Origin of the sequence: Mycolicibacterium fluoranthenivorans (assembly GCF_011758805.1) — a bacterium.
Lineage (GTDB): Bacteria > Actinomycetota > Actinomycetes > Mycobacteriales > Mycobacteriaceae > Mycobacterium > Mycobacterium fluoranthenivorans.
This window is the reverse complement of sequence record NZ_JAANOW010000001.1, coordinates 80,574-104,775: the sequence shown is the minus strand read 5'-3', so window position 1 is coordinate 104,775 and position 24,202 is coordinate 80,574. Positions and strand designations below refer to the sequence as shown.

The 24,202-nt window shown below is 68.9% G+C and carries 23 protein-coding genes; 18 read left to right on the top strand and 5 right to left on the bottom strand.

Translation table 11 applies throughout. From position 1 onward, the window contains the following. The first annotated feature begins 80 nt into the window (after positions 1-80). Positions 81-530 carry a hypothetical protein gene (locus FHU31_RS00545; RefSeq protein WP_167154574.1) on the top strand — a complete coding sequence of 150 codons (450 nt, stop codon included), beginning with the start codon at positions 81-83 and terminating at the stop codon, positions 528-530. A 60-nt stretch (positions 531-590) separates the two neighbouring features. Here the strand turns inward: FHU31_RS00545 and FHU31_RS00540 are convergent, their stop codons facing one another. Next, positions 591-881, bottom strand: a complete 291-nt coding sequence (locus FHU31_RS00540) for a WhiB family transcriptional regulator (RefSeq protein WP_167154571.1) — start codon at positions 879-881, stop codon at positions 591-593. A gap of 321 nt (positions 882-1,202) precedes the next feature. Between FHU31_RS00540 and FHU31_RS00535 the strand changes: the two genes are divergently transcribed. Continuing rightward, on the top strand, positions 1,203-1,880 hold the full coding sequence (locus FHU31_RS00535) for a transcriptional regulator (protein WP_167160469.1): 678 nt from the start codon (positions 1,203-1,205) through the stop codon (positions 1,878-1,880). 24 nt (positions 1,881-1,904) lie between these two features. On the opposite strand, the gene FHU31_RS00530 is transcribed toward FHU31_RS00535, so the two are convergent. Beyond that, the gene (locus tag FHU31_RS00530; RefSeq protein ID WP_167154569.1) at positions 1,905-3,248 is read right to left on the bottom strand and encodes a MinD/ParA family ATP-binding protein; all 1,344 of its coding nucleotides are present in this window, start codon (positions 3,246-3,248) and stop codon (positions 1,905-1,907) included. Positions 3,249-3,620: 372 nt separating this feature from the next. On the opposite strand from FHU31_RS00530, the gene FHU31_RS00525 reads away from it, so the two are divergent. The 14 genes from FHU31_RS00525 to eccD all read left to right on the top strand — a co-directional run bounded on the left by FHU31_RS00525 (position 3,621) and on the right by eccD (position 19,230). After that, positions 3,621-4,643, top strand: a complete 1,023-nt coding sequence (locus FHU31_RS00525) for an EspA/EspE family type VII secretion system effector (RefSeq protein ID WP_167154566.1) — start codon at positions 3,621-3,623, stop codon at positions 4,641-4,643. A gap of 6 nt (positions 4,644-4,649) precedes the next feature. Continuing rightward, positions 4,650-4,970 carry a type VII secretion target gene (locus FHU31_RS00520; RefSeq protein ID WP_167154563.1) on the top strand — a complete coding sequence of 107 codons (321 nt, stop codon included), beginning with the start codon at positions 4,650-4,652 and terminating at the stop codon, positions 4,968-4,970. Continuing rightward, positions 4,970-5,812 carry an ESX secretion-associated protein EspG gene (locus FHU31_RS00515; protein ID WP_167154561.1) on the top strand — a complete coding sequence of 281 codons (843 nt, stop codon included), beginning with the start codon at positions 4,970-4,972 and terminating at the stop codon, positions 5,810-5,812. Before FHU31_RS00520 ends, FHU31_RS00515 begins: the two co-directional genes overlap by 1 nt. A gap of 12 nt (positions 5,813-5,824) precedes the next feature. Further along, on the top strand, positions 5,825-6,376 hold the full coding sequence (locus tag FHU31_RS00510) for a YbaB/EbfC family DNA-binding protein (protein WP_167154559.1): 552 nt from the start codon (positions 5,825-5,827) through the stop codon (positions 6,374-6,376). Continuing rightward, the gene (eccA, locus tag FHU31_RS00505) at positions 6,369-8,090 is read left to right on the top strand and encodes a type VII secretion AAA-ATPase EccA (RefSeq protein ID WP_090364768.1); all 1,722 of its coding nucleotides are present in this window, start codon (positions 6,369-6,371) and stop codon (positions 8,088-8,090) included. The genes FHU31_RS00510 and eccA overlap by 8 nt, the downstream gene beginning before the upstream one ends. Positions 8,091-8,094: 4 nt before the next feature. Then, complete coding sequence (gene eccB / locus FHU31_RS00500) at positions 8,095-9,621, top strand: type VII secretion protein EccB (RefSeq protein WP_167154557.1); 1,527 nt, start codon at positions 8,095-8,097, stop codon at positions 9,619-9,621. 15 nt (positions 9,622-9,636) lie between these two features. After that, the gene (gene eccCa, locus FHU31_RS00495) at positions 9,637-11,868 is read left to right on the top strand and encodes a type VII secretion protein EccCa (protein WP_167154555.1); all 2,232 of its coding nucleotides are present in this window, start codon (positions 9,637-9,639) and stop codon (positions 11,866-11,868) included. An 8-nt stretch (positions 11,869-11,876) separates the two neighbouring features. Beyond that, positions 11,877-13,655 carry a type VII secretion protein EccCb gene (gene eccCb / locus FHU31_RS00490; protein WP_167160467.1) on the top strand — a complete coding sequence of 593 codons (1,779 nt, stop codon included), beginning with the start codon at positions 11,877-11,879 and terminating at the stop codon, positions 13,653-13,655. 149 nt (positions 13,656-13,804) lie between these two features. Next, entirely contained in the window at positions 13,805-14,101 is a 297-nt protein-coding gene (locus FHU31_RS00485) for a PE family protein (RefSeq protein ID WP_167154551.1), read from the top strand. Positions 14,102-14,148: 47 nt separating this feature from the next. Further along, entirely contained in the window at positions 14,149-15,456 is a 1,308-nt protein-coding gene (locus FHU31_RS00480) for a PPE family protein (protein WP_234901110.1), read from the top strand. A 104-nt stretch (positions 15,457-15,560) separates the two neighbouring features. Continuing rightward, positions 15,561-15,869 (top strand): WXG100 family type VII secretion target, encoded by a 309-nt coding sequence (locus FHU31_RS00475; protein ID WP_234901109.1) that lies wholly within the window; start codon positions 15,561-15,563, stop codon positions 15,867-15,869. Positions 15,870-15,911: 42 nt separating this feature from the next. Beyond that, the gene (locus tag FHU31_RS00470) at positions 15,912-16,202 is read left to right on the top strand and encodes a WXG100 family type VII secretion target (RefSeq protein ID WP_090364751.1); all 291 of its coding nucleotides are present in this window, start codon (positions 15,912-15,914) and stop codon (positions 16,200-16,202) included. Positions 16,203-16,294: 92 nt separating this feature from the next. Next, the gene (locus tag FHU31_RS00465) at positions 16,295-17,695 is read left to right on the top strand and encodes a MinD/ParA family ATP-binding protein (protein ID WP_167154549.1); all 1,401 of its coding nucleotides are present in this window, start codon (positions 16,295-16,297) and stop codon (positions 17,693-17,695) included. Beyond that, on the top strand, positions 17,692-19,230 hold the full coding sequence (gene eccD, locus FHU31_RS00460) for a type VII secretion integral membrane protein EccD (RefSeq protein ID WP_167154546.1): 1,539 nt from the start codon (positions 17,692-17,694) through the stop codon (positions 19,228-19,230). The genes FHU31_RS00465 and eccD overlap by 4 nt, the downstream gene beginning before the upstream one ends. Here the strand turns inward: eccD and pyrE are convergent. After that, positions 19,227-19,793 carry an orotate phosphoribosyltransferase gene (pyrE, locus tag FHU31_RS00455; protein ID WP_167154544.1) on the bottom strand — a complete coding sequence of 189 codons (567 nt, stop codon included), beginning with the start codon at positions 19,791-19,793 and terminating at the stop codon, positions 19,227-19,229. The genes eccD and pyrE overlap by 4 nt on opposite strands. A 33-nt stretch (positions 19,794-19,826) precedes the next feature. After that, a complete protein-coding gene (locus FHU31_RS00450; RefSeq protein WP_167160463.1) occupies positions 19,827-20,621 on the bottom strand; it encodes a HugZ family pyridoxamine 5'-phosphate oxidase in 795 nt (264 codons plus the stop codon). Positions 20,622-20,787: 166 nt separating this feature from the next. On the opposite strand from FHU31_RS00450, the gene FHU31_RS00445 reads away from it, so the two are divergent. Next, entirely contained in the window at positions 20,788-22,014 is a 1,227-nt protein-coding gene (locus tag FHU31_RS00445) for a maltokinase N-terminal cap-like domain-containing protein (protein ID WP_263987733.1), read from the top strand. Between the two features lie 84 nt (positions 22,015-22,098). Continuing rightward, the gene (locus FHU31_RS00440) at positions 22,099-23,883 is read left to right on the top strand and encodes an ArnT family glycosyltransferase (RefSeq protein ID WP_337788047.1); all 1,785 of its coding nucleotides are present in this window, start codon (positions 22,099-22,101) and stop codon (positions 23,881-23,883) included. Here the strand turns inward: FHU31_RS00440 and FHU31_RS00435 are convergent. Further along, positions 23,872-24,168: an SDR family NAD(P)-dependent oxidoreductase gene (locus tag FHU31_RS00435; RefSeq protein ID WP_167154539.1), complete on the bottom strand. Its 297-nt coding sequence runs from the start codon at positions 24,166-24,168 to the stop codon at positions 23,872-23,874. The genes FHU31_RS00440 and FHU31_RS00435 overlap by 12 nt on opposite strands. Between the last annotated feature and the right edge of the window lie 34 nt (positions 24,169-24,202).

Here is a 24,202-nt window from a genome sequence, read left to right as displayed (position 1 = left end):
TCCCGCGGGTATCGCCGCAGCGGTAAAATTACCCGCAAGTAACTTAGGGAGACCAGAACCACATGCACGAGCGTGCCAGGGTGACTGCGGCAGGACTGGGCGTGATGGCGGCGCTGTCGGTGGTTTTCCCGGTGGGTACGGCCGCGGCCGACGCCACCATCATGCCGTTCACCAGCACCGTGCGGGCTTGCGATTACACCCCGGCGGAGCGCACGTGGGCCACCGGTTATGCGCGACCGCTGGCGCATGTGCGGACCGAGGGCGACACCCTCGTCGTCGATGTCGAGCTGTTGACCGCACGCCCTGACACCCAGTACTTCGCCCGGGTGTTCCAGATGCCGCGGGCCTCGAACGACTGCGGTGTCGCTCCGGTGTTGCTGCAGACCGACGGGGTCGGCGCGGCGCACGCGACCATTCGCACCGCGGTCAATCCGGGCGCCACCGGAGTCTGGATCTCCGTCGAACGTCCCAGTGCGTATTCGCAGCAGCCTGCCGAGGCGTACACCACGGACTTCATCGCCAAGATCTGAGAGCCGAGAAGGCCACTCCCGCTACCGGCCCCTCGAATGCGGTAGCGGGAGCAGCCGGTCTCAGGCCGACTCGAGGTAGAGCCGGCGTGCCCGGACGGGATAACCGTTGCGTTCGGCCAGCGATCGCAGCTGCCGTAACGCGAAGGTGCGGCCGCGCCCCCCTTCTGGGATGACGATGCCTGCCCACAATCCTTCGGCGCGGGGCAGTTCGCAGGCTTCCCTGGCGCAGGCCCAGCGGCGCGGGCACATCCGGCAGATCGCTTTCGCATCCTCGTCGGCCACCGAGGTCCAACGCTCGGGATCCCGCGTGCACTCGCCGATGGGCAGTCCGTCTGCACTCAATGGGCTCATGGTGATCCTCCTGTCGGCGGCGGGTCTGCCGCATTGCAGACGAATGTAGAACACAAACCGTAGCAATGCAACAGTTTGAGGACAGCGAGGGTGTGCCTTCAGCTGAACTGTTTACGCAGGCAAGCTACGTGAACTGCTTACAACGATGCAATTTCGCAGCTCGGATGCAACGGAAGCAAGGGTGTCATTGCAACAGTTTTGTGGCGAGTTGTAGATGGTGCCGCTGTTGTTTCGCTACTATTGCCGCACCGAGTCGCATCCGGTCCAGGGTTCAGGGAGGTCACGCGCGTGGTCGAACCCGACCTTGGCGAAGACCCTGGAATGGTCCGTGCCGGTGCCGCCGCCGCCGCCCGTCGCCGCGAACTCAATGTCAGTCAGCGCAGCCTCGCGGCCGAGGGGGTCATCAATGCGGGCGCCCTGATCGCCTTCGAGAAGGGCCGCAGCTGGCCGCGGCAGGGCACCCGGGCCAAGCTCGAAGCGATCCTGCAATGGCCGCCCGGCGCCATCGAGCGCCTGCGCCGGGGTGAACCGGCGGAGGCGCGGACCGAGCGTCGAGCGGCCGCGGATGAGATCCCGCTGATCGCACAGGCGGTGACGGCGGCGGCGAACACCTTCGGGTCGACGATCACCGCCCTGCCTGATCCCGAGCACCCGGAGTTCGTCCCGCGCGCGACCGCGATCCTGTCCGATCTGCGTCAGTTGGAGGCGGTCGCCGCCCGGGCCACCCGGATCCAGGTGACACCCGCGCTGATCCGGGCGCTGAGTACCGTGCGCACTCTGATGGACGAGCTCACCCTGCGTGCCGCAGCCGCCCCGGGCGCGACCCTGGGGCAGCGGCTCTATGCCACGCGCAGACGGGCCAACCTCACCATTTCCGAGACCGCCCAGGCCGCCGGTGTGCCCGAGGACGTCGTCACCCGGGTCGAGGCCGAGGAACAGGTGCCCGCCGATGCGTCAGCCGCCGTCGACGAACTCATCGCCCAGATCGACTGGCGCTGAACGGCGAAGCAACCCACAACGCGGTCAGAAGCGTTCCCGGTTCCGGTCGTCGGTGCGGGGGAAGTGGGCGGCCAGCGCCGCGGCGATCTCGACGAACTTTCGCCGGGTCTGCGGTGACATCCCCCTGGTGCCGGGAATCACTCCGCCGGGCCTGATCTGGCTGTCGAAGGGCACCTCGACCACGGCCTGGCCTTGCCCGGCAAACTGCTGGGCCAAGATCGAGCGGGTGCGTTTGTCGGAATGCCCGTCGGAGTCGTTGAGCACCACGACGGTGCGCTGCAGCAGGTTCGTGTGTCCACGACTGGCCAGCCAGTCCATCGTCTGCCCGGCCGCGGCGGCACCGTCCACCCAGGGCGAGGACACCACGATCAGTGCGTCGAGATCGCGGAGCACTTCTTGGGTCACCGGTGTGTCCATGGTGGAACTGCAGTCGACGATCGAGATGGAGAAGTACCGGTCCAACCGTGAGGTCGCCTCCCGGTAGATGGCGGGGTCCAGGATGCGCCGGCGCGCGGGGCTGGCCTCGCCCGCCAGCACGAACAACCCGGCGGCGTTGTTTCCGACCCGGTTGCGGATATCGGCGAACGTATCCAGATGCTGGTCGGACGCCAACTCCCAGTACGAGCCGACCGCGCGCGGATCCACCCGGCTGCCCAGTTTCCCGAAGGCGGTGTCCGCATCGACGGCGACCACCCGGTCGTCAGGCCTCAGCTCCGCGAAAACCGAACCGACACTTGCGGATACGGTCGTCTTGCCGACGCCGCCTTTGCCCATGACCCCGATCTTGTAGTGGCCGCGCAGCACGCCGCGGATGCCCGCCTCGAGCTCGGCCTCCCGGATCTCGTCGGGCGAGGGGCCAAGGTTCACCAGCCCGAAGGTGAGCGTGTGCAGCACGCGGCGCCAGCCGCGGGTGGGTGGCGCCGGCCGGGTGGGAACCAGATCCCTGACCGGGATCCGGTCGGCGTACGACGAAGGAGCGGCCGGGGCGTACCCGGCGGGCGGCGGCCACGGGTGGCCCGGGTGCGGATGGCCGGGACCCGGGGGCGCCGGACGCGATGGCGGTGCAGCGTGTTGCGGCGGCCAGTCGGACCGGGCGGGCGGGTGTTCCGGTCGGGGGTGGCTGGGAACGGGCTCGGGCCGCACGGCGGCGATCGGTCCGGTGTCGTCGCCGGCATCGGACCGGTGATGCTGCGCGGGCGGACGCGACTCGTCGGGTGTGGGCGCCACGAAATCCACCGGCGGGCGGGCGGGCACGGCGGCAGGGGCCGGCGCCGCCGAGCGCGCCGCGGTGGTCGGCGGTTCGTAGTCGGAATCCTCCGGCCCGGTCCAGCCGAGCTCGTGACGCAGCGCGTCGTCACGGTCGCTCACCGTGGTCCTCCTCCTGCGCAGTCACCCGACACGGACGTCAGGTCCCACCAGTATCAACCACTGCCCTCGGCGACCGGATGGGCCGGCACCGGACAGCAAACACATTGGTGCGGAGGTGCGGCGACTGTGCGGTGAAGTCCGGCCTTCGCGTCACTGATCGTCACATCGGCGCCGCCGGTGCGGATGCTATCCGGATAGGCCACTTGTAGTGCATAAATACCGCCCGTCGGCCGACGGAAATTGGTGCGTGAGGTGGCCGGAATCCGCTGTTATGGTCGTTTCCGGAGGCGGATGGACCTGCGATCCGACAGGTACCGGAAATGGGGTTGGCAAAGTGAGATTCGGGCGCGCCGGATCGTCGGCGGGAGCACGGTGAGTGCACGACCGACGCCACCCGGCCCGTCGGGAAAGGACGGCGAGCTCACCGACGCCCTCGTCGAGGCGGTCGGCTCGCACATCCTCGCGGGCGGTCAGTGGTTGCTCGCCGAGATGAAGCGCACCCTCGGTGACGGTGATCCCGATGACGGGCGGGCGTTCGGCGCGGCGGCGGAGGGATTCTGCAGCGCGGACGCGGAACTCGGCGGGGCGGTCGCCGCGGACCACTGGGCGGGGGAGGGTGCGGACGCCTACGCAGACCAGAACGCCCGGCAGCGGCTGCGCGCGGAATCCGTGGCCGACGCCGACCGTGAGGTGCACCGCGTGCTGGCCGGCGAGGCCTACCAGGTGAGCTTTCACCGTAGACAGATCGACGAGCTCTACAACTGGCTCGGTGAGCTGTCGGAATACACCCGATGGCTGGATCTGGTGCCACGCTACGGCGACGCGGCCAAACTGGTGGTCGAGAGCGCGGCGGTGCACACGGCGCTGGCATCTGCGGGGTTCGAGGTCGCCAATATGCACCAGGAGGCCGCAGACAACGCGGACAAGCTGAAGGATCTCGTCGGCCGCTACCAGGCCATCGCCGCCGGCGCGGAACTGCCTGACGGCGGGTTCGGCGGACCCGGCGGTGCCGAGGATCTCGCGGAGTCGACCGGTGTCGACACCGCCGACCCACCGGGACCGCCGGCCGCACTCGCCGGTCTGTTCGGGATGGCGGGCGCGCTGCCCGCGCTGGCCACGGCGTTCACCGCCCCGCTGGCCGCGCTGCTCGCCCCTGCCGGCGGGCTGGTCGCCGCGGCGGTGCAGGCGGCCGCGCAGGGTGTGGCGGCCGGCCCGCGCGAGCGCCAGCCCGAGGACGAGGACGAGAGCGAACCCGACCCGTCTTCGGCGGCCGTTCCGGATGAGCTCACTCACGTCCGTGCAGAAGACAGTGGTCCTGGCACCTCCGACCCGGCTAACGTTGTCACGGACCATACGGCCGTATCGGACGCCGCCACATCACCACCTGGGAGGTAAGAACACGTGTCTGACGATCTGCGCGTCACCACCGCGTGCTTACGTGGCCTGGCCGCCGTCCAGGAGCGAGCCGCCGGTGAACTCGCCGCCGCCACCGCAATGCCCGAGGCAACGCCGCCCGCCGTGCGCGCCACGCACGGTGTGGTCGCCTCCGCGACGTCAGCGGCGCTCGCGGCGGTACAGGCAGCCCGCACGGACGCCGGTACGCGGATGGCGTCGGTGTCGCAGGGTCTCGGTGTCCGGCTCGGCAATTCGGCCGGCCGGTACGACCGCACCGACGACGCGCAGCGGTCGGCTCTGGACCGGCAGATCGCAGGGGGCCGGTGATGACGAGCTTCCACCGCGAGCCCACGCACTACGACGACGTCGTCGCGGTGGAGATCACCATCGACGGGATGCTGGTGATCGCCGACCGGCTCAACCTGGTGGAGTTCCCGACCTCGTTGGGCATCCGGCCCAACATCCCGCAGCCCGAACTCCGGGACCTGGTGTGGGAGCAGGTCGCGCGTGACCTCACCGCGCAGGGCGTGCTCGACGTCTTCGGGGCACCGCACCCCGAGGTGGCGGCGATGACCGACACCCTGGCTCGCCCGGACCGGACCCTGGAGGGCCGGTGGTGGCGTCGCGATGTGGGTGGGAAGATGGTGCGATTCGTGGTGTGTCGCAAAGGGGAGCGTCATGTCATCGCCGCCAGGGACGGGGAAATGCTGGTCTTGCAGCGGGTGGCGCCGCAGGTCGGGCTCGCCGGGATGGTGACCGCTGTGCTCGGCACCGCCGAACCCGCCGACGTGGAACCGATGACCGCGGTCAGCTCGCAGCTCGCCGACGCCCGGACCCCACACCAGCTGGCCCAGTTCGGCATCTCCCCGGCGTCGGCACGCGTGTACGCCCAGGCGACCGCGGAACCCGACAGCTGGGTCGAGATCACGGCGAACGAACGGCACGACGGTGGCACCTACAGTCAGGCCGCCGTCGCCGCCGGCGTGCTGGATTCCACACTCGGCCGGATCGTCTCGATCCCGCGCCGGGTCAACGGCGAGTTGTTCGGCAGCTTCCTGCCCGGCACCCAAGAGAACCTGCAACGCGCCTTGGACGGGCTGGTCGAATTCCTGCCGTCGGGCACCTGGTTCGAACGCACGGTGGACACCGACTACTTCGACGGGGACTGAAGAGAGCATTCGATGGTGGGGACTCCGTCGTACGACGACGATGACTATCCGCATCCCGGGGGGACCGAGGATGGGTTCGACGAGCTGGTCGGGCTGGACTTCGCGGCAGGCGACGCCGAGGCCGTGGACCAGGAGGGATCGGTTTTCGATGCCTTCAGTGTGTTCGACGCCGGACTGCCCGCTCCCGTGGATGACGACGAGGGGCCTGCCGAAGAGGACCTCGACGCGGATGTGGCGGTGTTCTCGGTCACGAACCCGCCGGGCACGGTGACGGTGACGGCGCTGATGGACGGGCGGGTGCAGCGGATCGAGCTGGCCCCCGCCGCCGTGTTGTCGACGGAGGCGCAGCTCGCCGACGAGATCGTCGTGATCGCCGGCCTGGCCACCGCGCAGGCCCGGTCCGCGCAGTTCACCTACATGCTCGAAGGAATGCGGCGGGAAGGCCAGGACGATGTGGTCACCCGGGACTTCTTGAAGCGCGATCTCGACCTGCCCTCCCCGGAGGAGGCCGATGCCGCGCAGGCCCACGTTTTCGCGACCAGGTATGCAGGTGACCATGACTGAACATCTGGCGAGTCTGTTCGGCACCGCGATCGGCATGCTGCCCAGCTCACCCGCCCGGTCCCTGGAACTGTTCACCGAGATCACCGCCGTCGACGAGACCGCCTGCGACGCATGGGTCGGCCGGATCCGGTGCGGGGACACCGACCGGGCCACCCTGTTCCGGGCCTGGTTCTCCCGCGGCAACTTCGGCCAGCTCGCCGGCCGTGCCGAGGTCTCGATGAACAGCCTGGGGGCCCGGATCCCGATCGGCGGGCTGTACGGGGATATCACCTACCCGGTGAACTCGCCACTGGCCATCACGATGGCCTTCGCAGTGCGCGAAGCCGCCGAGGGCAACTATGCCGACGCGATCGAAGCGCTCGACGACGCGCCCGCCGCCGGCGCCGAGTACCTGGTGTCCTGGATCAAGGCGGTCATCTACGGCGCCGCCGAACGCTGGACCGATGTGATCGACCAGGTGCGGGGCGCGGCCGGCTGGCCGGACAAGTTCCTCGGCGCGGCCGCGAGCGTGGCGCACGGTGTGGCGGTGGCCAACCTCGGTCTGTTCACCGAGGCCGAACGCAGACTGACGGAAGCAAATTCGGCGCCGGCCGGTGAGGCGTGCGCGCCGGCGATCGCCTGGTTCCTGGCGATGACCCGGCGCAGCCAGGGCAACGAGGATGCGGCCATCGCGCTGCTGGAATGGCTGCAGGCCACCCACCCGTCCCCGAAAGTGACAGCGGCCCTGCGCGATCCGTCCTACCGGATGGAGACCACCACCGCCGAGAAGATCGCCGCCCGCAAGGACCCGTGGGATCCCGCCAGCGTCGCCGCCGACAACTCCGGCCGCGAACGACTGCTCGCCGAGGCGCAGGCCGAACTCGACCGGCAGATCGGGCTGAGCCGGGTCAAGGAGCAGATCGAGAAGTACCGGGCGGCCACCCAGATGGCCCGGGTCCGGGCCGCACGCGGGATGAAGGTCGCCCAGCAGTCCAAGCACATGATCTTCACCGGACCGCCCGGCACCGGCAAGACCACCATCGCCCGCGTGGTGGCCAACATCCTGGCCGGCCTCGGCGTCATCACCGAACCCAAACTGGTGGAGACCTCCCGCAAGGATTTCGTCGCCGAGTACGAAGGCCAGTCGGCGGTGAAGACGTCGCGGACCATCGACAGGGCCGTCGGCGGGGTGTTGTTCATCGACGAGGCGTACACGCTGGTGCAGGAGCGGGACGGCCGCGCCGACCCGTTCGGTACCGAGGCGCTGGACACGCTGCTGGCCCGGATGGAGAACGACCGCGACCGACTCGTGGTCATCATCGCCGGATACAGCGCCGACATCGACCGACTGCTGGAGACCAACGACGGTCTGCGGTCGCGTTTCTCCACCCGCGTGGAGTTCGATTCCTATGCACCCGAGGAGATCGTCGAGATCGCCAAGGTCATTGCGGGGGCCAATGATTCGCGCCTGGACGAGGAGGCGGCCAAGCGTGTGCTGGAGGCGGCGACCCTGCTGAGCCAGCGGAACCTCAACGGTAAGCCGGCGCTCGACATCGCGGGCAACGGCCGGTACGCCCGCCAGCTCGTCGAGGCGGGCGAGCAGAGCCGGGACATGCGGCTGGCTCGTTCGCTGGACTTCGAGAACCTCGACGTCGACGCGCTCAGCGAGGTCACCGGCGAGGACATGGCGGCCGCGATCGAGGCTGTGCACGCCCGCCTGAATATCGGCGCCTGAGCAGATGGCAGGTTTCCGGCTCACCACCAAGGTCCAGGTCAGCGGATGGCGTTTCCTGCTGCGGCGGGTCGAGCATGCGATCGTCCGGCGCGATACCCGGATGTACGACGACCCGCTGCAGTTCTACAGCCGGGCGGTCAGCGCGGGCATCGTGATTGCGGTGTTGGTGTGCCTCGGCGCGGCGCTGCTGGCGTACTTCAAACCACTCGGTAAGCGCGGCGACGACTCACTTCTGGTGGACCGGACGACCAACCAGCTCTACGTCGTGCTGCCCGGCACCGGAGAGTTGCGGCCCGTCTACAACCTGACGTCGGCCCGCTTGGTGCTGGGTAACTCCAACAATCCTTCGGCGGTGAAATCCGATGAGCTGAACCGGATGTCGAAGGGCCAGCCGATCGGTATCCCGGGCGCGCCGTATGCCACCCCGCTGGGTGCGCCGGCGTCGACGTGGACATTGTGCGACACGGTCACCAAACCCGACAGCGTCGCACCTTCGGTGGAGACGTCGGTGGTCATCATGCCGCCGGTGGTCGACTCCTCGGTCGGGCCGATCCGCCCCAGCCAGGGCGTGCTGGTGTCCTATCAGGACCGCAACTGGCTGGTGACCCAGGACGGCCGGCATTCCATCGACCTGGCCAACCGGGCCGTGACCAGTGCGGTCGGCATCCCGGTCACCGCGCGGCCCACGCCGATCTCCGAGGGTCTGTTCAACGCGCTGCCCAACGCCGGGCCGTGGCAGTTGCCGGAGATCGCCGGCGCGGGCGCGCCCAATACCGTTGGCCTGCCGCCGAATCTGGTGATCGGGTCGGTGTTCAAGACGATCACCGACGCAGGCGAGCAGCAGTATGTGGTGCTTGCCGACGGTGTCGCGAAGGTCAACGGCACGACGGCCGCCGCCCTGCGCGCGTCCAACTCGTTCGGGCTGATCTCGCCGCCGTCGGTGGAGGCCAGCGATGTCGCCAAGATTGCCGAACAGGTTTTCGTGTCACCGTTGCCCGATCAGCCGATGGAGATCCGGCTGCGCCACGACGCCCCGACGCTGTGCTGGTCCTGGCAGCGTGAACCCGGCGACCAGTCGCCGCGCCAGACCGTGTTCAGCGGACGGCATCTGCCGATCCCGGCGGCCCGGATGAACGCGGGCATTCGCCAGATCGCCGGCACCGCAACGGTGTACATCGACGGCGGGCAGTTCATCCGGCTGCAGTCACCGGATCCACGCTATGGCGAGGCGCTCTACTACATCGACCCGCAGGGCATCCGGTACGGCCTGCCGAATCAGGACACCGCCACCGTGCTCGGGCTGACCTCACCGCTGACCGCGCCCTGGCAGGTGGTCAGCCTGCTCGTCGACGGTCCGGTGCTGTCCAAGGAGGCGGCCTTGCTCGAGCACGACACGCTGCCCGCCGACCCTGACCCCCGCAAGGTCGCGGGCACGGCGACCGGCCAGCAGGCGCCCGGCCAGGGCGCCCCCGCGCCGCCGGGTGGGGCCGCACCACTGCCGATGCCCGCGCCGGGTGCGCCGATACGTTAGGAAAGGAGGTGGACGATGACCACCAAGAAGTTCACCCCCACCATCCGGCGGGGCCCCCGGTTGACACCGGGCGAGATCAACGTCACCCCACCGGATGACCTGGGTATCGAGATCCCCCCGTCGGGCCTGCAGAAGGCGCTGCCCTATGTCATGGGTGGCGGCATGCTCGGCATGCTCGCCATCATGGTCTTCACCGGCATCCGGCAGCTGTCGCCCTACATGCTGATGATGCCGCTGATGATGATCATGGGCACAGTCGGCTTCATGGCCGGTGGCGGCCCAGGCGGCAAGAAGGTGCCCGAGATCAATGCGGACCGCAAGGAGTACCTGCGGTATCTGGCCGGGCTGCGGTCTCGGGTCACCACCTCGGCCGCCGCTCAGGTGACGTTCTTCGGTTATCACGCACCGCATCCCGGCGATCTGCTGTCGATGGTCGGCACCAACCGGCAGTGGTCGCGGCCGGCCAATGGCGACTTCTTCGCGGCCACCCGGATCGGCATCGGTGCCGAGCCGGCCGTCGACCGGCTGCTCAAGCCGGCGGTGGGCGGTGAGTTGGCCGGACCCCAGGGTGCGCCACAGCCGCACCTGGAGCCCGTCAGCCACATGTGGCTGATCAAGTTCCTGCGCACCCACGGCCTGATCCACGACTGCCCGAAACTGGTGCAGTTGCGCACCTTCCCGACGATCGCCGTCGGCGGTGAGCCTGAACGTGCGGCCGGTCTGCTGACCGCGATGATCTGCCATCTGGCCGTCTTGCATCCGCCGGACCTGCTGCAGATCCGGGTGCTCACGGATACCCCGGAAGACCCGAACTGGGCCTGGCTGAAGTGGCTGCCGCATGCGCAGCACCAGTCCGACACCGACGTGGCCGGCCCGACCCGGCTGGTGTTCACCCGGCCGGACGGACTGTCCGATCTCACGGCGCGCGGTCCGCACACCGCCGACGCCGCACCGGCCGGCGCCTATGTCGTCGTCATCGACCTCACCGGTGGCCGGGCCGGCTTCCCGGTGGACGGCCGTGCCGGTGTCACGGTGATCACGCTGGGTAATCACCGGGGATCGGCGTACAAACTGAAGGTTAATGCCGACGGATCTGCCGAAGACAAACTGGCCCAACAGGGTTGGCGCCAGGTGGTCCGGGTGGCGGATTCCATGACGCCGGCCCAGGCGGGCCGCATCGCCAGGAAGCTGGCCGGCTGGTCCATCACCGGGACGATCATCGACAAGACCACCCGGGTGCAGAAGAAGGTCGCCACCGAGTGGCACCAGCTGGTCGGTGCGCAGACGGTGGAAGAGGTCACCCCCGCGCGCTGGCGGATGTTCACCGACACCGACCGGGACCGGCTGCGGATTCCGTTCGGGCATGAGCTCAAGACCGGCGACATCATGCACCTGGACATCAAGGAAGGCGCCGAGTTCGGCGCCGGTCCGCACGGAATGCTTATCGGGACAACAGGTTCCGGTAAATCAGAGTTCCTGCGCACCCTGATCCTGTCGCTGGCCGCGACGCATCACCCGGACCAGGTGAATCTGCTGCTCACCGACTTCAAGGGTGGCTCCACCTTCCTCGGCATGGAGAAGCTGCCGCATACCGCGGCGGTGGTCACCAACATGGAGGAGGAGGCCGAGCTGGTCAGCCGGATGGGTGAGGTGCTGACCGGTGAGCTGGACCGCAGGCAGTCCATTCTGCGCCAGGCGGGTATGCAGGTCGGTGCCGCCGGTGCGCTCTCCGGGGTGGCCGAGTACGAGAAGCATCGTGAACGCGGGGCCGATCTGGCTCCGCTGCCGACACTGTTCGTCGTCGTCGACGAGTTCGCCGAGCTTCTGCAGAACCACCCCGATTTCATCGCGCTGTTCGACCGGATCTGCCGCGTCGGCCGGTCGCTGCGGGTGCATCTGCTGCTGGCCACCCAGTCGCTGAACACCGGCGGTGTCCGGATCGACAAGCTCGAGCCCAACCTCACGTACCGGATTGCCTTGCGCACCACCAGTTCCGCGGAATCCAAGGCGGTGATCGGTACGCCGGAGGCGCAGTACATCACCAACAAGGAGAGCGGTGTCGGATTCCTGCGGGTGGGGATGGAGGACCCGGTGAAATTCCACAGTGTCTACACCGGTACCAACTATGTGCCCACCGTGCTCGCGGACGCCGACGACGATGCGCCACGGGCCCAGCCCAAGCGCCAGGTGGTGCGCATTCAGCCCTTCACGGCGGCACCGCTGCTGGACGCGGGGGCGGTGTCATGACCAACGGTATGACCGAACTCGGTGACCAGCGGGTGCTGCGCGAGGTGGTCCTCGAACAGCTGACCACCGGTGAGGTGCGGGCGTACAAGATGTGGCTGCCCCCGCTGGCGGATCCCACCCCGGTCAACGAGCTCGTCGAGCGGGATCACCGGCAGCCGTTGCGTTTCGGGCTCGGGATCATGGACGAGCCGCGCCGGCACCGCCAGGAGGTCTGGGGTATCGATGTGTCCGGAGCCGGCGGCAACATCGCCGTCGGCGGGGCGCCCCAGACCGGGAAGTCCACCTTCCTGCAGACCCTGGTGCTCTCGGCCGCGGCCACGCACACTCCCCGCCAGGTGCAGTTCTACTGCATCGACATGGGTGGTGGCGGTTTGATGTACCTGGAAGGGCTGCCGCATGTCGGCGGGGTCGCCACCCGCGCCGAGCCGGACCGGGTCAACCGGGCCGTGGCGGAGATCAAGGCCGTGCTGCGGCAGCGGGAAGCGACGTTCAAGCAGTACCGGGTGGGTTCCATCGCCGCGTACCGGCAGATGCGGGAGGACCCGAATCACGCGGCGTCGCAGGACCCGTTCGGGGACGTCTTCCTCGTCATCGACGGCTGGCCGGCGTTCGTCGGCGAGTTCCCCGATCTGGAGCCGGTGGTGCAGGACCTGGCCGCCCAGGGCCTGGCGTTCGGGGTGCACACCGTGATTGCCACACCGCGCTGGACCGAGCTGCGCTCCCGGGTCCGGGACTACCTGGGCACCAAGGTGGAGTTCCGGCTCGGCGATGTCAACGAGACGCAGATAGACCGGATGACCAGGGAGATCCCGGCCAACCGGCCGGGCCGGGCGATCTCGTTGGAGAAGCACCACCTGATGATCGGGGTGCCGCGCCTGGACGGTGTGCACAGCGGTGCCGACCTGGTGCCGGCCATCACCGCGGCCGTCGACCACATCGCATCGCTGCACACCGAGGAAGCCCCGCAGGTCAGAGTCCTGCCCAGCCGGATCTACCTGAACGAGATGGACCCCAATCCGCCCGGACCCGATGCCGACTACCGCACGCGGTGGACCATTCCGCTGGGCGTGCGCGAGTCCGACTTGTCGGTGTCCTACACCGATATGCAGCGCACGCCGCATGTGTTGGTCTTCGGTGCGCCCAAGTCCGGCAAGACCCGGATCGCGCATGCGATCGCCCAAGCTATTTGCTTGCGCAACAATCGAGATCAGGTGCGGTTCATGGTCGGTGACTTCCGATCGGGTTTGCTGGATGCGGTTCCCGAGAGTCATCTGCTGTCGGCCGGAGCAATCAATCGCAATGCCGCGACGTTCGACGAGTCGGTGAAGGGGCTGGCGGTTCTGCTCCAGAAGAGGCTCCCGCCGGCGGACCTCACGACCTCCCAATTGCGGTCCCGATCCTGGTGGTCGGGCCCCGATATCGTGCTGCTCATCGACGACTGGCACATGGTGGTGGCGGCCGCGGGCGGCCTGCCTCCGATGGCGCCGTTGTGGCCCCTGCTGCCCGCGGCCGCGGACATCGGCCTGCACCTCGTCGTCACGTGCCAGATGAGTCAGGCGCAGCGGGCCACGATGGACCGGTTCGTCGGGGCGGCCTACGGCGCGGGGACCCCGACGCTGTTCCTCTCCGGCGACAAGACCGAGTTCCCGTCGAGTGCGTTCAAGCTCAAGCGCAGGCCGCCTGGCCAGGCACTTCTCGTCTCTCCGGACGCGAAGGAGGTGATTCAGGCGGCGTATGTCGATCCTCCGGAAGAAGAAGTGTCGGCACCACCCCAAAACCACGGTTAGTATGGATTTCGAGTCGCCTGGCAAAATTGACGGCGACGGGGTAGCAAACGGATCGGGGGGTCCACGATTGAAGCGCCACGGCAGGACTTGCGGTCCCCATCCCAAAGATGTCATCCAGCTCGTTTGGAACCGTTGAGGAGGAACTGCACATGCAACCGATGGAACACTCGCCCGCGGTGCTGGGCATCGGCAGCCAGGTGGTTGCCAACGGGGGACGCGGACTCGCCACCGGAACCACCGCGACCAGTGAGGCTATGGCCCTGCTGCCTGCAGGGGCCGAAGAGGTGTCGGTCCAGGCGGCCCTCGCCTTTGCCAGCGAGGCCGCCCAGGTTGCGGCGCTGAATGCCTACGCCCAGCAGGAACTGGCCCGCGCCGGCGCCGCCTATCTGGAGTCTTCCGGCATCTACACGACGGTGGACGCCGAGGGCGCCGCCACCCTGATGTGACCGGCTCGGCGACCGCCAAGAATTGACGAGAGCGAAGCTGGCAAACAATGTCTGCAGTCCCCGCAATGTTGACGATGTTCTATGAGGCATTGCCACCGGAGATCAACACCGGCCGCCTGATGGCCGGTGCCGGCCCGACGCCGATGCTCCAGGCGGCGGCGGCGTGGGAAACTCTGGCGATCTCGCTGGAGACGCAGGCCGAAGAACTCGCGGCCAGTCTCGCCTCGCTGTCGGGTTCCTGGCAGGGCCAGGCCAGCGAGCAGGCGGTCACCGCGACCACGCCGATGGTGGTGTGGCTGCGCACCGCCGCGCTGCAATCGCAGAAGCGCGCTATGCAGGCCATCGCACAAGCGAATTCGTACGCGCTGGCCATGGCGGTGACGCCGCCGTTGCCCGAGATCGAGATGAACCACGTCACGAATGCGGTGCTCAACGCCACCAACTTCCTCGGCGTGAATGCGGTTCCGATCGGCATCAACGAGGCCGACTACGTCCGGATGTGGGAACAGGCCGCCGCCGTGATGTTCGGGTACCAGGCCGAGACCACGGCCAACACCATCTTCGAACCGATTCTGCCGATGACGCCCATCGTCGTGCCGGGGGTCGGGGAGTCGGCACTGGGCATGGCCTCGGGGCAGCTCGCCGCGACCCTGCCCGGCTCGGCGCTGCGCGAGGCCGCCTTCGCGCACACCACCATGCAGGCGACCGTGGAGTCGGCCGGGCTGACGGCGGGCCGGGGTGCGGCATTTGCGAATCAGGGTGAGCAGCGTGCCCAGGGGGCGGCACAGAAAGCCGATAAGGCTCAGGGCCAGCAGACCCAGCAGATGCTGCAGCAAGGGATGCAACAGGGCCTGCAGATCGCGTCGCAACTGGGCCAGTCGCTGATCCAGGCGCCTCAGCAGATGACACAGGGCGTCACGCAGGGGGCGCAGACGCTGACCCAACCGTTGCAGCAGGTGAGCTCGATCTTCGGTCAGATGGGCGGAAGTGGCGGCCGGCAGTTCGGTCTGATCGGCGCGAGCCCGTTCTCGGAGCACCCGCTGCTGGGCGGCTCGGGTGCGACATCGGGCGCGGGTCTGGTGCGCGCCGCGTCGCTGCCGGGCGCCGGCGGCACGCTGGCCCGGACACCGCTGATGTCCAGTCTGGTCGGGTCGCCGGCTCAGTCGACTCCGGCGCCGACCGGAGCATCCGCCGGGGGAGCCGGTGCCGGTCTGGCGCCGGTGGGTGCCGGATCGGGCGGCGGTGGCCCGATGAACGGCGCCGCTCAGCGCGAGAAGAGCGGTGGCAAGCGGGAGGCGCTCGCCACCCCGTCACCGCTGGCCCATGGTTTCGATGAAGACGACGACGACTGGTGACGACCGATGACCGGCACCGGCAACACCCAAACTTCCCGGCCGAGGGGGCTGGAAGACTCGCCAACACGTGGTGAGGACACAGGAAAAGGAAAGGTAGCTTCACCATGACTTCAGGACAGGGGATGGAAGCCGATCTCTCCGTCATCGCGGGCGAGTCGGCCAACTTCCAGCGCATCGCGGACGAACTCAGGACCGTGATGGCCCACGTCGAGGCCACCGCGGCCGGCCTGCAGCCGGCGTGGGTCGGTGCGTCGGCGACCGCCGCGCAGGCCGCCCTGCTGCGCTTCCACGAGGCCGCCACGCAGCAGAACCGGGAGCTCGACGACATCTCCGAGAACCTGGGCATCGGTGGCACGCAGTACGGCAGCACCGACGAGGACCAGGCCAGCGCCCTCGCCAGCCGGATGATCTAGCACCCGAATCACCTACCACCACCGAAACGGAGAAATCGAATCATGAGCCAACAGACATGGAATTTCGCCGCCATCATGGCCGGCGCCGCCGACATCCACGGCTCCGTGGGTACCACCCAGAGCCTGCTCGAAGAGGGCGAGGCCTCGCTGGGCCGGCTCGCGGCCACCTGGGACGGCGCCGCCCGCGAGGCCTACCAGGCCCTGCAGGTCCGCTGGAACAGCACGGCGGCCGAGCTGAACAACGCGCTGCAGAATCTGGCGCAGACCGTCGACGAAGCCGCCCAGACCATGGCGCAGACCGAAGCCGGCGTCACCGGGATGTTCGCCGGTTAGAACCACAGTGCAGGTGGGGTGGGCGGACTAGCCTGAGGCTTGTCCGCCCACCTCCTGCTTGCACAGTCGCGTATCACCTATGAGAGGTAATCATGTCGGCCGACTATGACCGGCTCTTCCACTCCGCCGGCCCCGCCGACGGTGAGGCCAACAGCGAAATCGACGGTGCGGCACCGGCGGTCACACCGCCACCGATGCCCATCCACGCCTCGGCGCCGCGTGCCACCGAGGTGACTCCGCCGTCGATGCCGGTCGCCCCGACGCAGACCCAGGCGTCGGGCGTCCCTGCCCCGCGTGAGGCGGAGATCACCCAGCAGATCCGGCCGGCCCAACACACCGGTCCGCAGCGCGCCCAGAACGGAATGCTGCGCACCCCGCCGCCCGCCGCCCAGACCTCCGGTGCCCGGCACGAGCAGCAGCGGCCCGCACCGGCCCCGCCGGCCCGTCCCGCGCCTGCGCCGGCACCCAGCCAGGTCTTCGCCGAGGCGCCGGAACCGGTGTGGTCGCAAAGCCAGCCGATCCCGGCCCAGCCCGCGCCGACCTCAGCCGCCAGCATGGGCAATCACCGTGCCATCGACGCACTCTCACACGTCGGTGTCCGCACGGCGGTGAAGATGCCGTCCCAGCGCGGCTGGCGGCACTGGCTGTATGTGTTCAGCCGGATCAACCTCGGGCTCTCGCCCGACGAGATCTACGAGATGGACCTGCACGCGCGAATCCGCCGAAATGCCAGGGACTCCTACCAGATCGGCGTGTTCGGGCTCAAGGGCGGCGTCGGAAAGACCGCTGTCACCGTGGCGCTCGGTTCGGCGCTGAGCCGGGTCCGCGGCGACCGTATCCTGGCCATCGACGCCGACCCCGACGGCGGAAACCTCGCCGACCGGGCGGGCCGGCAGTCCGCGGCCACGATCTCAGATCTGTTGTCCGACCAAGAGTTATCCCGTTACAACGACATCCGGGCGTACACCAGCATGAACGGCGCCAACCTCGAGGTGTTGTCCTCGGAGGAGTACAGCGCCGCCCGGCGCGAGTTCAACGACGACGACTGGAAGGGCGCGGTCGGCATCGTCTCGCGCTATTACAACCTCGTGCTCGCCGACTGTGGCGCCGGGCTGTTCCAGCCGGCCGCGCGCGGTGTGCTGTCCACGGTGTCCGGTCTGGTGATCGTCGCGAGCGCCTCCATCGACGGGGCCCGCCAGGCCGCCGTCACCATGGACTGGTTGCGGCAGAACGGCTATCAAGATCTGCTGGGCCGGTCGTGCGTGGTGATCAACCACGTCACCCCGGGCAAGACCAACATCGACGTGGAAGACCTCGTGCAGCAGTTCGAACGGCATGTCGCACCCGGCCGGGTGATCGTGCTGCCCTGGGACAAGCACATCGCCGCCGGTACCGAGATCCAGCTCGAACTGCTGGGCAGCACCTTCCAGCGCCGGATCGTGGAACTCGCTGCGGCGCTGTCCGACGACTTCGACCGCCTCGAACGTCGTTGACCGCCACCTCAACCGGTGCGGTCGCACCCGCGTCCACGAGCGTGACGCCCGGCCGCCCGGCAACGACCCGAGTCACCATCCTGACCGGACGCCGTCTCACCGACCTGGTGCTGCCGGCCGCCGCCTCGATCGAGACCTACATCGACGAGACGGTGGCCGTACTGGCGGATCTGCTGGATGACACACCGGCCGAGGTGCTGGCGGGGTTCGACTTCAAGGCGCAGGGGGAGTGGGCGTTCGCGCGGCCGGGCGCTCCGCCGCTGAAGGCGACCGAATCGCTCGACGATGCGGGTGTCGTCGACGGATCGCTGCTGACGTTGGTGTCGGTCAGCCGCACCGAGCGCTATCGGCCGCTCGTCGAAGACGTCATCGATGCGATCGCCGTACTCGACGAATCCCCGGTGTTCGACCGCACCGCGCTGAACCGGTTTGTCGGGCTGGCGGTTCCGGTCGTGTCGACCGTCGTGGTCATCACCGCCCTGCTGGCCTGGTCGCAGGCCGGCCACGGCTGGTGGTGGACCGTCGCGCTGGGCGTGCTGGGGCTGGGTCTGCTCGGCGGCAGCATGCTCTCGAAGAGCCGGTTCGGCAATGTCGACATGGCCGAAAGTCTCTTGGTGGCAGCGCTTCCCGCGCTGGCGGGTGCCGTCGCGCTGGCGGTGCCGCTGCCCCGGGATGCCGACGGTCTCGGCGCCCCGCAGATCGCCGCGGCGGCCGGCGTCGTCCTGCTGTATGCCCTGGCCACCCGGGGCGGCCCGCGCCGGCGTGCGGATCTGGCGTCCTTTCTCGCGGTGGCGGCGACGGCCCTCACCGCGGCGGCGATCGCCTACGGGTACGGCGCCCAGGACTGGGTGCCTGCCGGTGCCATCGCCTTCGGCCTCATCGTGGTGACCAATGCGGCCAAGCTGACCGTCGCCGTTGCGCGTATCGCGCTCCCGCCGATCCCGGCGCCGGGGGAGACGGTGGCCAACGACGAACTGCTGGACCCGGTGTCCCACCCCGACGGCGCCGACGAGGAAAGCCCGACGTGGCAGGCGATCATCGCCTCGGTCCCCGAATCGGCCGCGCGCCTCAGCGAGCGCAGTCAGCTCTCCAAGCAGCTTCTCAACGGTTTCCTCACCGCGGGTGCGGTGGTGTTGGCCACCGGCGCGATCGCGGTGGTGGAGCAGGGCCACTTCTTCGTGCACAGCCTGATCGTGGCCGCACTGGTGGCCGCGGTGAGTGGCTTCCGCTCCCGGCTGTACGCCGAACGCTGGTGCGCCTGGGCCCTTCTGGCGGTCACCGTGGCGGTGCCGACCGGGGTGATGATCCGGCTGTGCCTCTGGTACCCGCAGTCGGCCTGGTTGGTGCTGGCCGGCTACACCGTGGTCGCGGTCGTGGCACTGATCATCGTCGGCGCCACCGCCGATGTGCAGCGCGTCTCACCGGTCACCAAACGCATCCTGGAACTGCTCGACGGCGCGGCCATCGCCGCGGTGATCCCGTTGCTGCTGTGGATAGCGGGCGTCTACGACCTGCTGCGCAATCTCCGCTTCTAGACGGCTTTGACCGGGTCGATGCCCAGGTCCTTGTAGGTGACCAGAGCGACGAACGGCACCCCTTTACCGCCGAACAGTTCGGCGGCCACGTCGCCGCGGTCCACCATCGGGATGACACCGGTGACCACGGCGCCGACCTGTTGCACCCGCTCGTACGCCTTCTCCGTCGACCCGCCGGTGCTGATCACGTCGTCGACCAGCAGGACCCGATCACCCTCCTTCAGGCGGGTGCCCTCGATCCACTGCTCACGCCCGCGCTGCTTCTGCTCCTTGCGCACCGAGAACCAGGCCTTACCCGTCACCATCGCAATACCGTGCGCCAACGGGTCCGCCCCCATGGTCAGACCGCCGACGGCGTCGAACTCGATACCGTTCAGCGCCGCCAGATCAGCCACCGCCCGGCTGACGATGGTGAGCCGCTCACCGTCGTCGATGGCGTACTTGCCGTCGATGTAGTCGTGGCTCAGCTGGCCGCTGACCAGCCGGAACGGTTCTTCACGCCGTTCGTGGGCGCGGGTGCGGATCAGGTCGAAGGCCGCCTGCCAGGTGTCCGGTCGCTGCATACCCGGAATCGTATTGCACCGGGCACGCAGCGCTCAGGCCTGCCGGGCCCGATGCGTCAATTCGACTGAGGCCGCGCGCAATTCACCGATGGAGTTGATGGGCTCGGAATAGCCGGCCCGGGTGTAGGCCATGCCCCGCGGAGTGAGCACCCGCAGGTCCAGGCCATAACGGTCGGCGGCGGTGCAGGTCACGGCGGTGGCGTCCGGGTAGCCGCCGAGGGTTTGCGCGATGGCCGTCAGCGCGTCGGCGTGGTCGGCGTTGAGATGGGCGATCGCGCCGGCGGCATGCGGGGACACCGGATCGGGTTCTGCGGCGGCGTAGTCGGCACCGGTGGTGGAATCCATCCGGCCGTAACCCCCGACCCAGCGGACCCGCTGCACCTGCAGCACCCAGAGGGTGAAGTCGCTGTAGTCGATGTAGTACTTCGCGGCGGGCACCGCGTCCAGATGTGCCTGCCGAGCGGCGTCGAGTTCGGCGCCGGTGGGCCGGGTGACCACCCCGGCCAGGGTGATCCGGCCCGACGCCAACGGGTCCTCCGGCGCGTCCGGCGCCACGATCGAGATGCTGGCCCGCTGATCACCGGCCAGGTTGCGGCCGTGCTCGGCCATATTGGACACGCACAACACCGGCGCACCGCCCACCAGGCCGTAGGTGATGAACGACGCCCAGGGGTCGCCGTCGGCGGTGAGGGTGGCCAGGGTGCCGGCATTGGTGGAAGAGGCGATGGTGCGGGCCTCTTCGGCCGCCGACGGCCGGGTGGCGTTGACGACGGGGGTCAGGGCCGGCGGGATGCTCGGGGCATCGCCGGGGTCGCCGTGATCACGCAGGGTAGAGCCAGAGCCAGAGCCAGAGGCGGGGGCGAGCGAAGCGACGGGGGATTGGTCGGGGGCGGGCGAAGCGACGGGGGATTGGTCAGCCACGTCGGCACCATACCCACAAACCTGCGGGGTGTACGAAGATCAGCAGTCGGGTACGGATGGATACGTGGCTTTGGTGAATCTTGCGTTCGACGCGTGGCTGCCTGCGCAGCGCTGGTACTCGGGACGCGGCAGGCAACTGCGCGCGGTGGGGCCGGCGCAGACGGTGCAGTTGACCCACGATCTGGAACTCGCGCTGCTGGACGTCGGCTATACCGACGGCTCGGTCGAGCAGTACCAGGTGCTGGTGCGGTGGCGGGACGCAGATGGCCGAGATGATCCCGCGCTGATCGGCGTCGACGGTGACCGAGCCGGCTATGACGCGATGGCCGATCCCGCCGCGGCAGGCATCCTGCTGAATCTGCTGGGGACGTCCGAGACCGTCGGGCCGGTGACTTTTCGCCTGGAGCCGGGGGCGGTGCTCCCGGCCGACCGGGTGGGCCGCCGGCTGGGTGCCGAACAGTCCAATACCAGCGTGGTGTTCGGTGAGAAGGCCATCCTCAAGGTGTTCCGGCACGTCATCGCCGGGATCAATCCCGATATCGAACTGACCCGCGCCCTGGCCGGCAACCCGCATGTGACGCCGCTCCTGGGCAGCTACGAGCTGGCCGGCGACGGTGAGCCGTACGCGCTGGGAATGCTCACCTCCTTCGCGGCCGGTTCGACCGACGGATGGGACTTGGCCCTGGCCGCCGCCGGAGACTCCTCCGTCGACTTCGACGCCGACTCCTACGCCTTGGGCGAGGCGGTCGGCAGTGTGCACGCGGCCCTGGCCGGCACGCTCGGCACCTCGACCGCGCCGTTCCCCGTCGACACCTGGGTGCGGCGGTTGCGTGGCGTGGCCGCTGCGGTGCCCCAGCTGCATGACTACGTCCCGCGGATCGAGACCCGCTACCGCGCCCTGACCGATGCGCCGAGCACGGTCCAGCGGATCCACGGCGACCTGCATCTGGGCCAGGTGCTGCGCACCCCGAGCACCTGGCTGGTGATCGACTTCGAAGGCGAGCCCGGCCAGCCGCTGGCGGATCGCCGCCGCCCGGACTCGGCACTGCGCGACGTCGCCGGCATGCTGCGGTCCTACGACTACGCGGCACGCGGCACGCGGGCTTGGGTGGACCGCAACTGCGCGGCGTTCTGCGACGGCTACGCGGCCGTCAGTGGCACCGACCCGCGCCACGAGGTGGCAGCGCTGGCGGCCTACGAACTGGACAAGGCGGTGTACGAGGTCGGGTACGAGGCGCGGTACCGCCCGGACTGGTTACCTATCCCGCTGGCCGCCGTCGACAGGATCGTGGCCGGATAGCCGCGCACCCCTCGTCACCGACCCGCAGCGTCCTCGCGGCGGACTCACAGGTTCGCTCACGGTCGGGATGGCTGACTGTTGGGCGTGACCTACCTTCGGGCCAAGGCCGACCTGGCCGTGCTGCTGATCGGCACCGCCGTGCTCTATCTGTGGAATATCACGGTCAACGGGATGGGCAATCAGTTCTATGCTGCGGCCGCGCAGGCCGGGTCGGTGGACTGGGAGGCGTTGTTGTTCGGGTCGTTGGATCCGCGCAATTTCATCACGGTGGACAAGCCGCCGGTGTCGCAGTGGGTGATGGGCCTGTCGGGTCAGTTGTTCGGGTTCAGTAGTGCGAGCATGCTGGTGCCCGAGGCGTTGATGGCGGTCGGCTCGGTGTGGTTGCTCTATGGAGCGGTGCGCCGGATCGGCGGGCGGTGGGCCGGGCTGCTGGCGGGTGCGGGGTTGGCGTTGACGCCGGTGGCGGCGTTGATGTTCCGGTTCAACAATCCCGATGCGGTGATGGTGTTGTTGATGACCGCGGCGGCGTATTGCACGGTGCGGGCTCTGGAACGAAACGGCGCCCGCTGGATGGCGCTGGCCGGGGTGGCGCTGGGTTTCGCGTTCCTGGCCAAGATGCTCGAAGGGCTCATGTCGATGCCGGCGCTGGGGTTGGTCTACCTGATCGCGGCACCGGTGGCATGGCGGTCGCGGCTGCTGCACCTGCTCGGGGCGCTGGGGGCGTTTCTGGTGTCCTCGGGTTGGTACGTGCTGCTGACGCTGGCGTGGCCGGCGTCGTCGCGGCCGTATCTCGCCGGTTCTACCGACAACAACTTCATGAATCTGGTGCTCGGGTACAACGGTCTGGCCCGCGTCCTGGGCAGACACCGCGCGACCAGTTTCGGATCGATCGGAATCCAGGGCGGCGGCGTCGGCAGCTGGGGTGGCCAATCGCAAGGACTGGCAAGGCTTTTCAACGGCGAGTTCGGCTTCGAGATCGGCTGGTTGTTGCCCGGGGCGTTGTTGGCCACCGTGCTGGTGGTGGTGGAACGGGGCCGGGCGCCGCGCACCGACCGGGTGCGGGCGGGCGCCGTGCTGTTCGGCGGCTGGCTGCTGGTGGACGGATTGGTGCTCAGCTTCATGCACGGCACCGCACACGCGTACTACTGCCTGTCGGTGGCTCCCGCCGTGGCCGCGATGTTCGCCCTCGGCGTGCGCCGGATGTGGGAGTGCCGGGGCACCTGGTTAGGCCGGTTGGGCCTGACGGCGCTGCTGGCCGGTACCGCCGGCTGGGGATGGTGGTTGCTGCACCGAAACCCGCACTGGTTGCCGGTGATCCGCTGGGGCATCGTCGTGCTGGCGGTCGCCGGTCTGGCGTGCTGGATTCGCAAGCCGGTGATCGCGCAAGGGGCACTCGTGCTTGCTCTGTGCGCCGCGCTGCTCGGGCCGGCCGCCTACGCCGTGGCGACCGTCGCCAACGCGCACCAGGGCGGCGGGCCGTTGGTCGGCCCACACCGATCTGGTCGGGAAACCGGTATGTGGGGCCGCGACGCGGATACCCCCGCGCTGCAGGCGCTGCTCTCGGCCAGCACCGCGCCGTGGTCGGCGGCCATCGAACGCTCCTCCAGCGCAGCCGGTTTGGAACTCTCGACGCATACGGCGGTGATGGCGATCGGGGGCTTCTCCGGAACAGACCCGGCGCCGACACTCAAGCAGTTCCAAGATGACGTGGCGCGCCACCAGATCGGGTACTACCTCGTCGAGAAGGCGCCCGGGCACGGGCCGTCGCTGAACATGCGCGCCCACGGTGACATCGCGCAGTGGGTGGCGGCGCATTTTCCGGCTCAGCTCATCGGATCGACGACGGTGTTCGACCTGTCAGGCCGATAGCGCCAGCGGCAGCCCGGCCGGCCGGATCACCGAGTCCACCCGGCCGAACCGGGCTTTCGCTTTGGCCTGCACCAGGTTGTGCTGGGAGTCGTCGGCGGCCAGCAGCAACAGCCGATCCGCGGGTTGGTCGTGCAGGATGCGTACCAACGCCGCGGCGTGCCGGTCAGTGGCGACCACACGGCAGCCGTCGGCCAGCAGCGCGCGGGCGGTGCGGTATCCCTCGTCGGTTCCGGCGTCCAGCACGATGACGACTCTGCCTGCGCTGTCACGATTCTCGGTGCTCATGACTCAACTCAACGCCGTGAATCTGGGTGCCCGA

Excerpts from the sequence above, each read along its gene's own strand:
- FHU31_RS00485 (WP_167154551.1), top strand. The coding sequence starts at position 13,805 with ATGCAACCGATGGAACACTCGCCCGCGGTGCTGGGCATCGGCAGCCAG.
- FHU31_RS00515 (WP_167154561.1), top strand. The coding sequence starts at position 4,970 with ATGACGAGCTTCCACCGCGAGCCCACGCACTACGACGACGTCGTCGCG.
- FHU31_RS00465 (WP_167154549.1), top strand. The coding sequence starts at position 16,295 with ATGTCGGCCGACTATGACCGGCTCTTCCACTCCGCCGGCCCCGCCGAC.
- eccA (WP_090364768.1), top strand. The coding sequence starts at position 6,369 with ATGACTGAACATCTGGCGAGTCTGTTCGGCACCGCGATCGGCATGCTG.
- FHU31_RS00540 (WP_167154571.1), bottom strand. The coding sequence starts at position 881 with ATGAGCCCATTGAGTGCAGACGGACTGCCCATCGGCGAGTGCACGCGG.
- FHU31_RS00480 (WP_234901110.1), top strand. The coding sequence starts at position 14,149 with ATGTCTGCAGTCCCCGCAATGTTGACGATGTTCTATGAGGCATTGCCA.
- FHU31_RS00470 (WP_090364751.1), top strand. The coding sequence starts at position 15,912 with ATGAGCCAACAGACATGGAATTTCGCCGCCATCATGGCCGGCGCCGCC.
- FHU31_RS00435 (WP_167154539.1), bottom strand. The coding sequence starts at position 24,168 with ATGAGCACCGAGAATCGTGACAGCGCAGGCAGAGTCGTCATCGTGCTG.
- FHU31_RS00475 (WP_234901109.1), top strand. The coding sequence starts at position 15,561 with ATGACTTCAGGACAGGGGATGGAAGCCGATCTCTCCGTCATCGCGGGC.
- eccB (WP_167154557.1), top strand. The coding sequence starts at position 8,095 with ATGGCAGGTTTCCGGCTCACCACCAAGGTCCAGGTCAGCGGATGGCGT.
- eccCa (WP_167154555.1), top strand. The coding sequence starts at position 9,637 with ATGACCACCAAGAAGTTCACCCCCACCATCCGGCGGGGCCCCCGGTTG.
- pyrE (WP_167154544.1), bottom strand. The coding sequence starts at position 19,793 with ATGCAGCGACCGGACACCTGGCAGGCGGCCTTCGACCTGATCCGCACC.
- FHU31_RS00535 (WP_167160469.1), top strand. The coding sequence starts at position 1,203 with ATGGTCCGTGCCGGTGCCGCCGCCGCCGCCCGTCGCCGCGAACTCAAT.
- FHU31_RS00510 (WP_167154559.1), top strand. The coding sequence starts at position 5,825 with ATGGTGGGGACTCCGTCGTACGACGACGATGACTATCCGCATCCCGGG.
- eccCb (WP_167160467.1), top strand. The coding sequence starts at position 11,877 with ATGACCGAACTCGGTGACCAGCGGGTGCTGCGCGAGGTGGTCCTCGAA.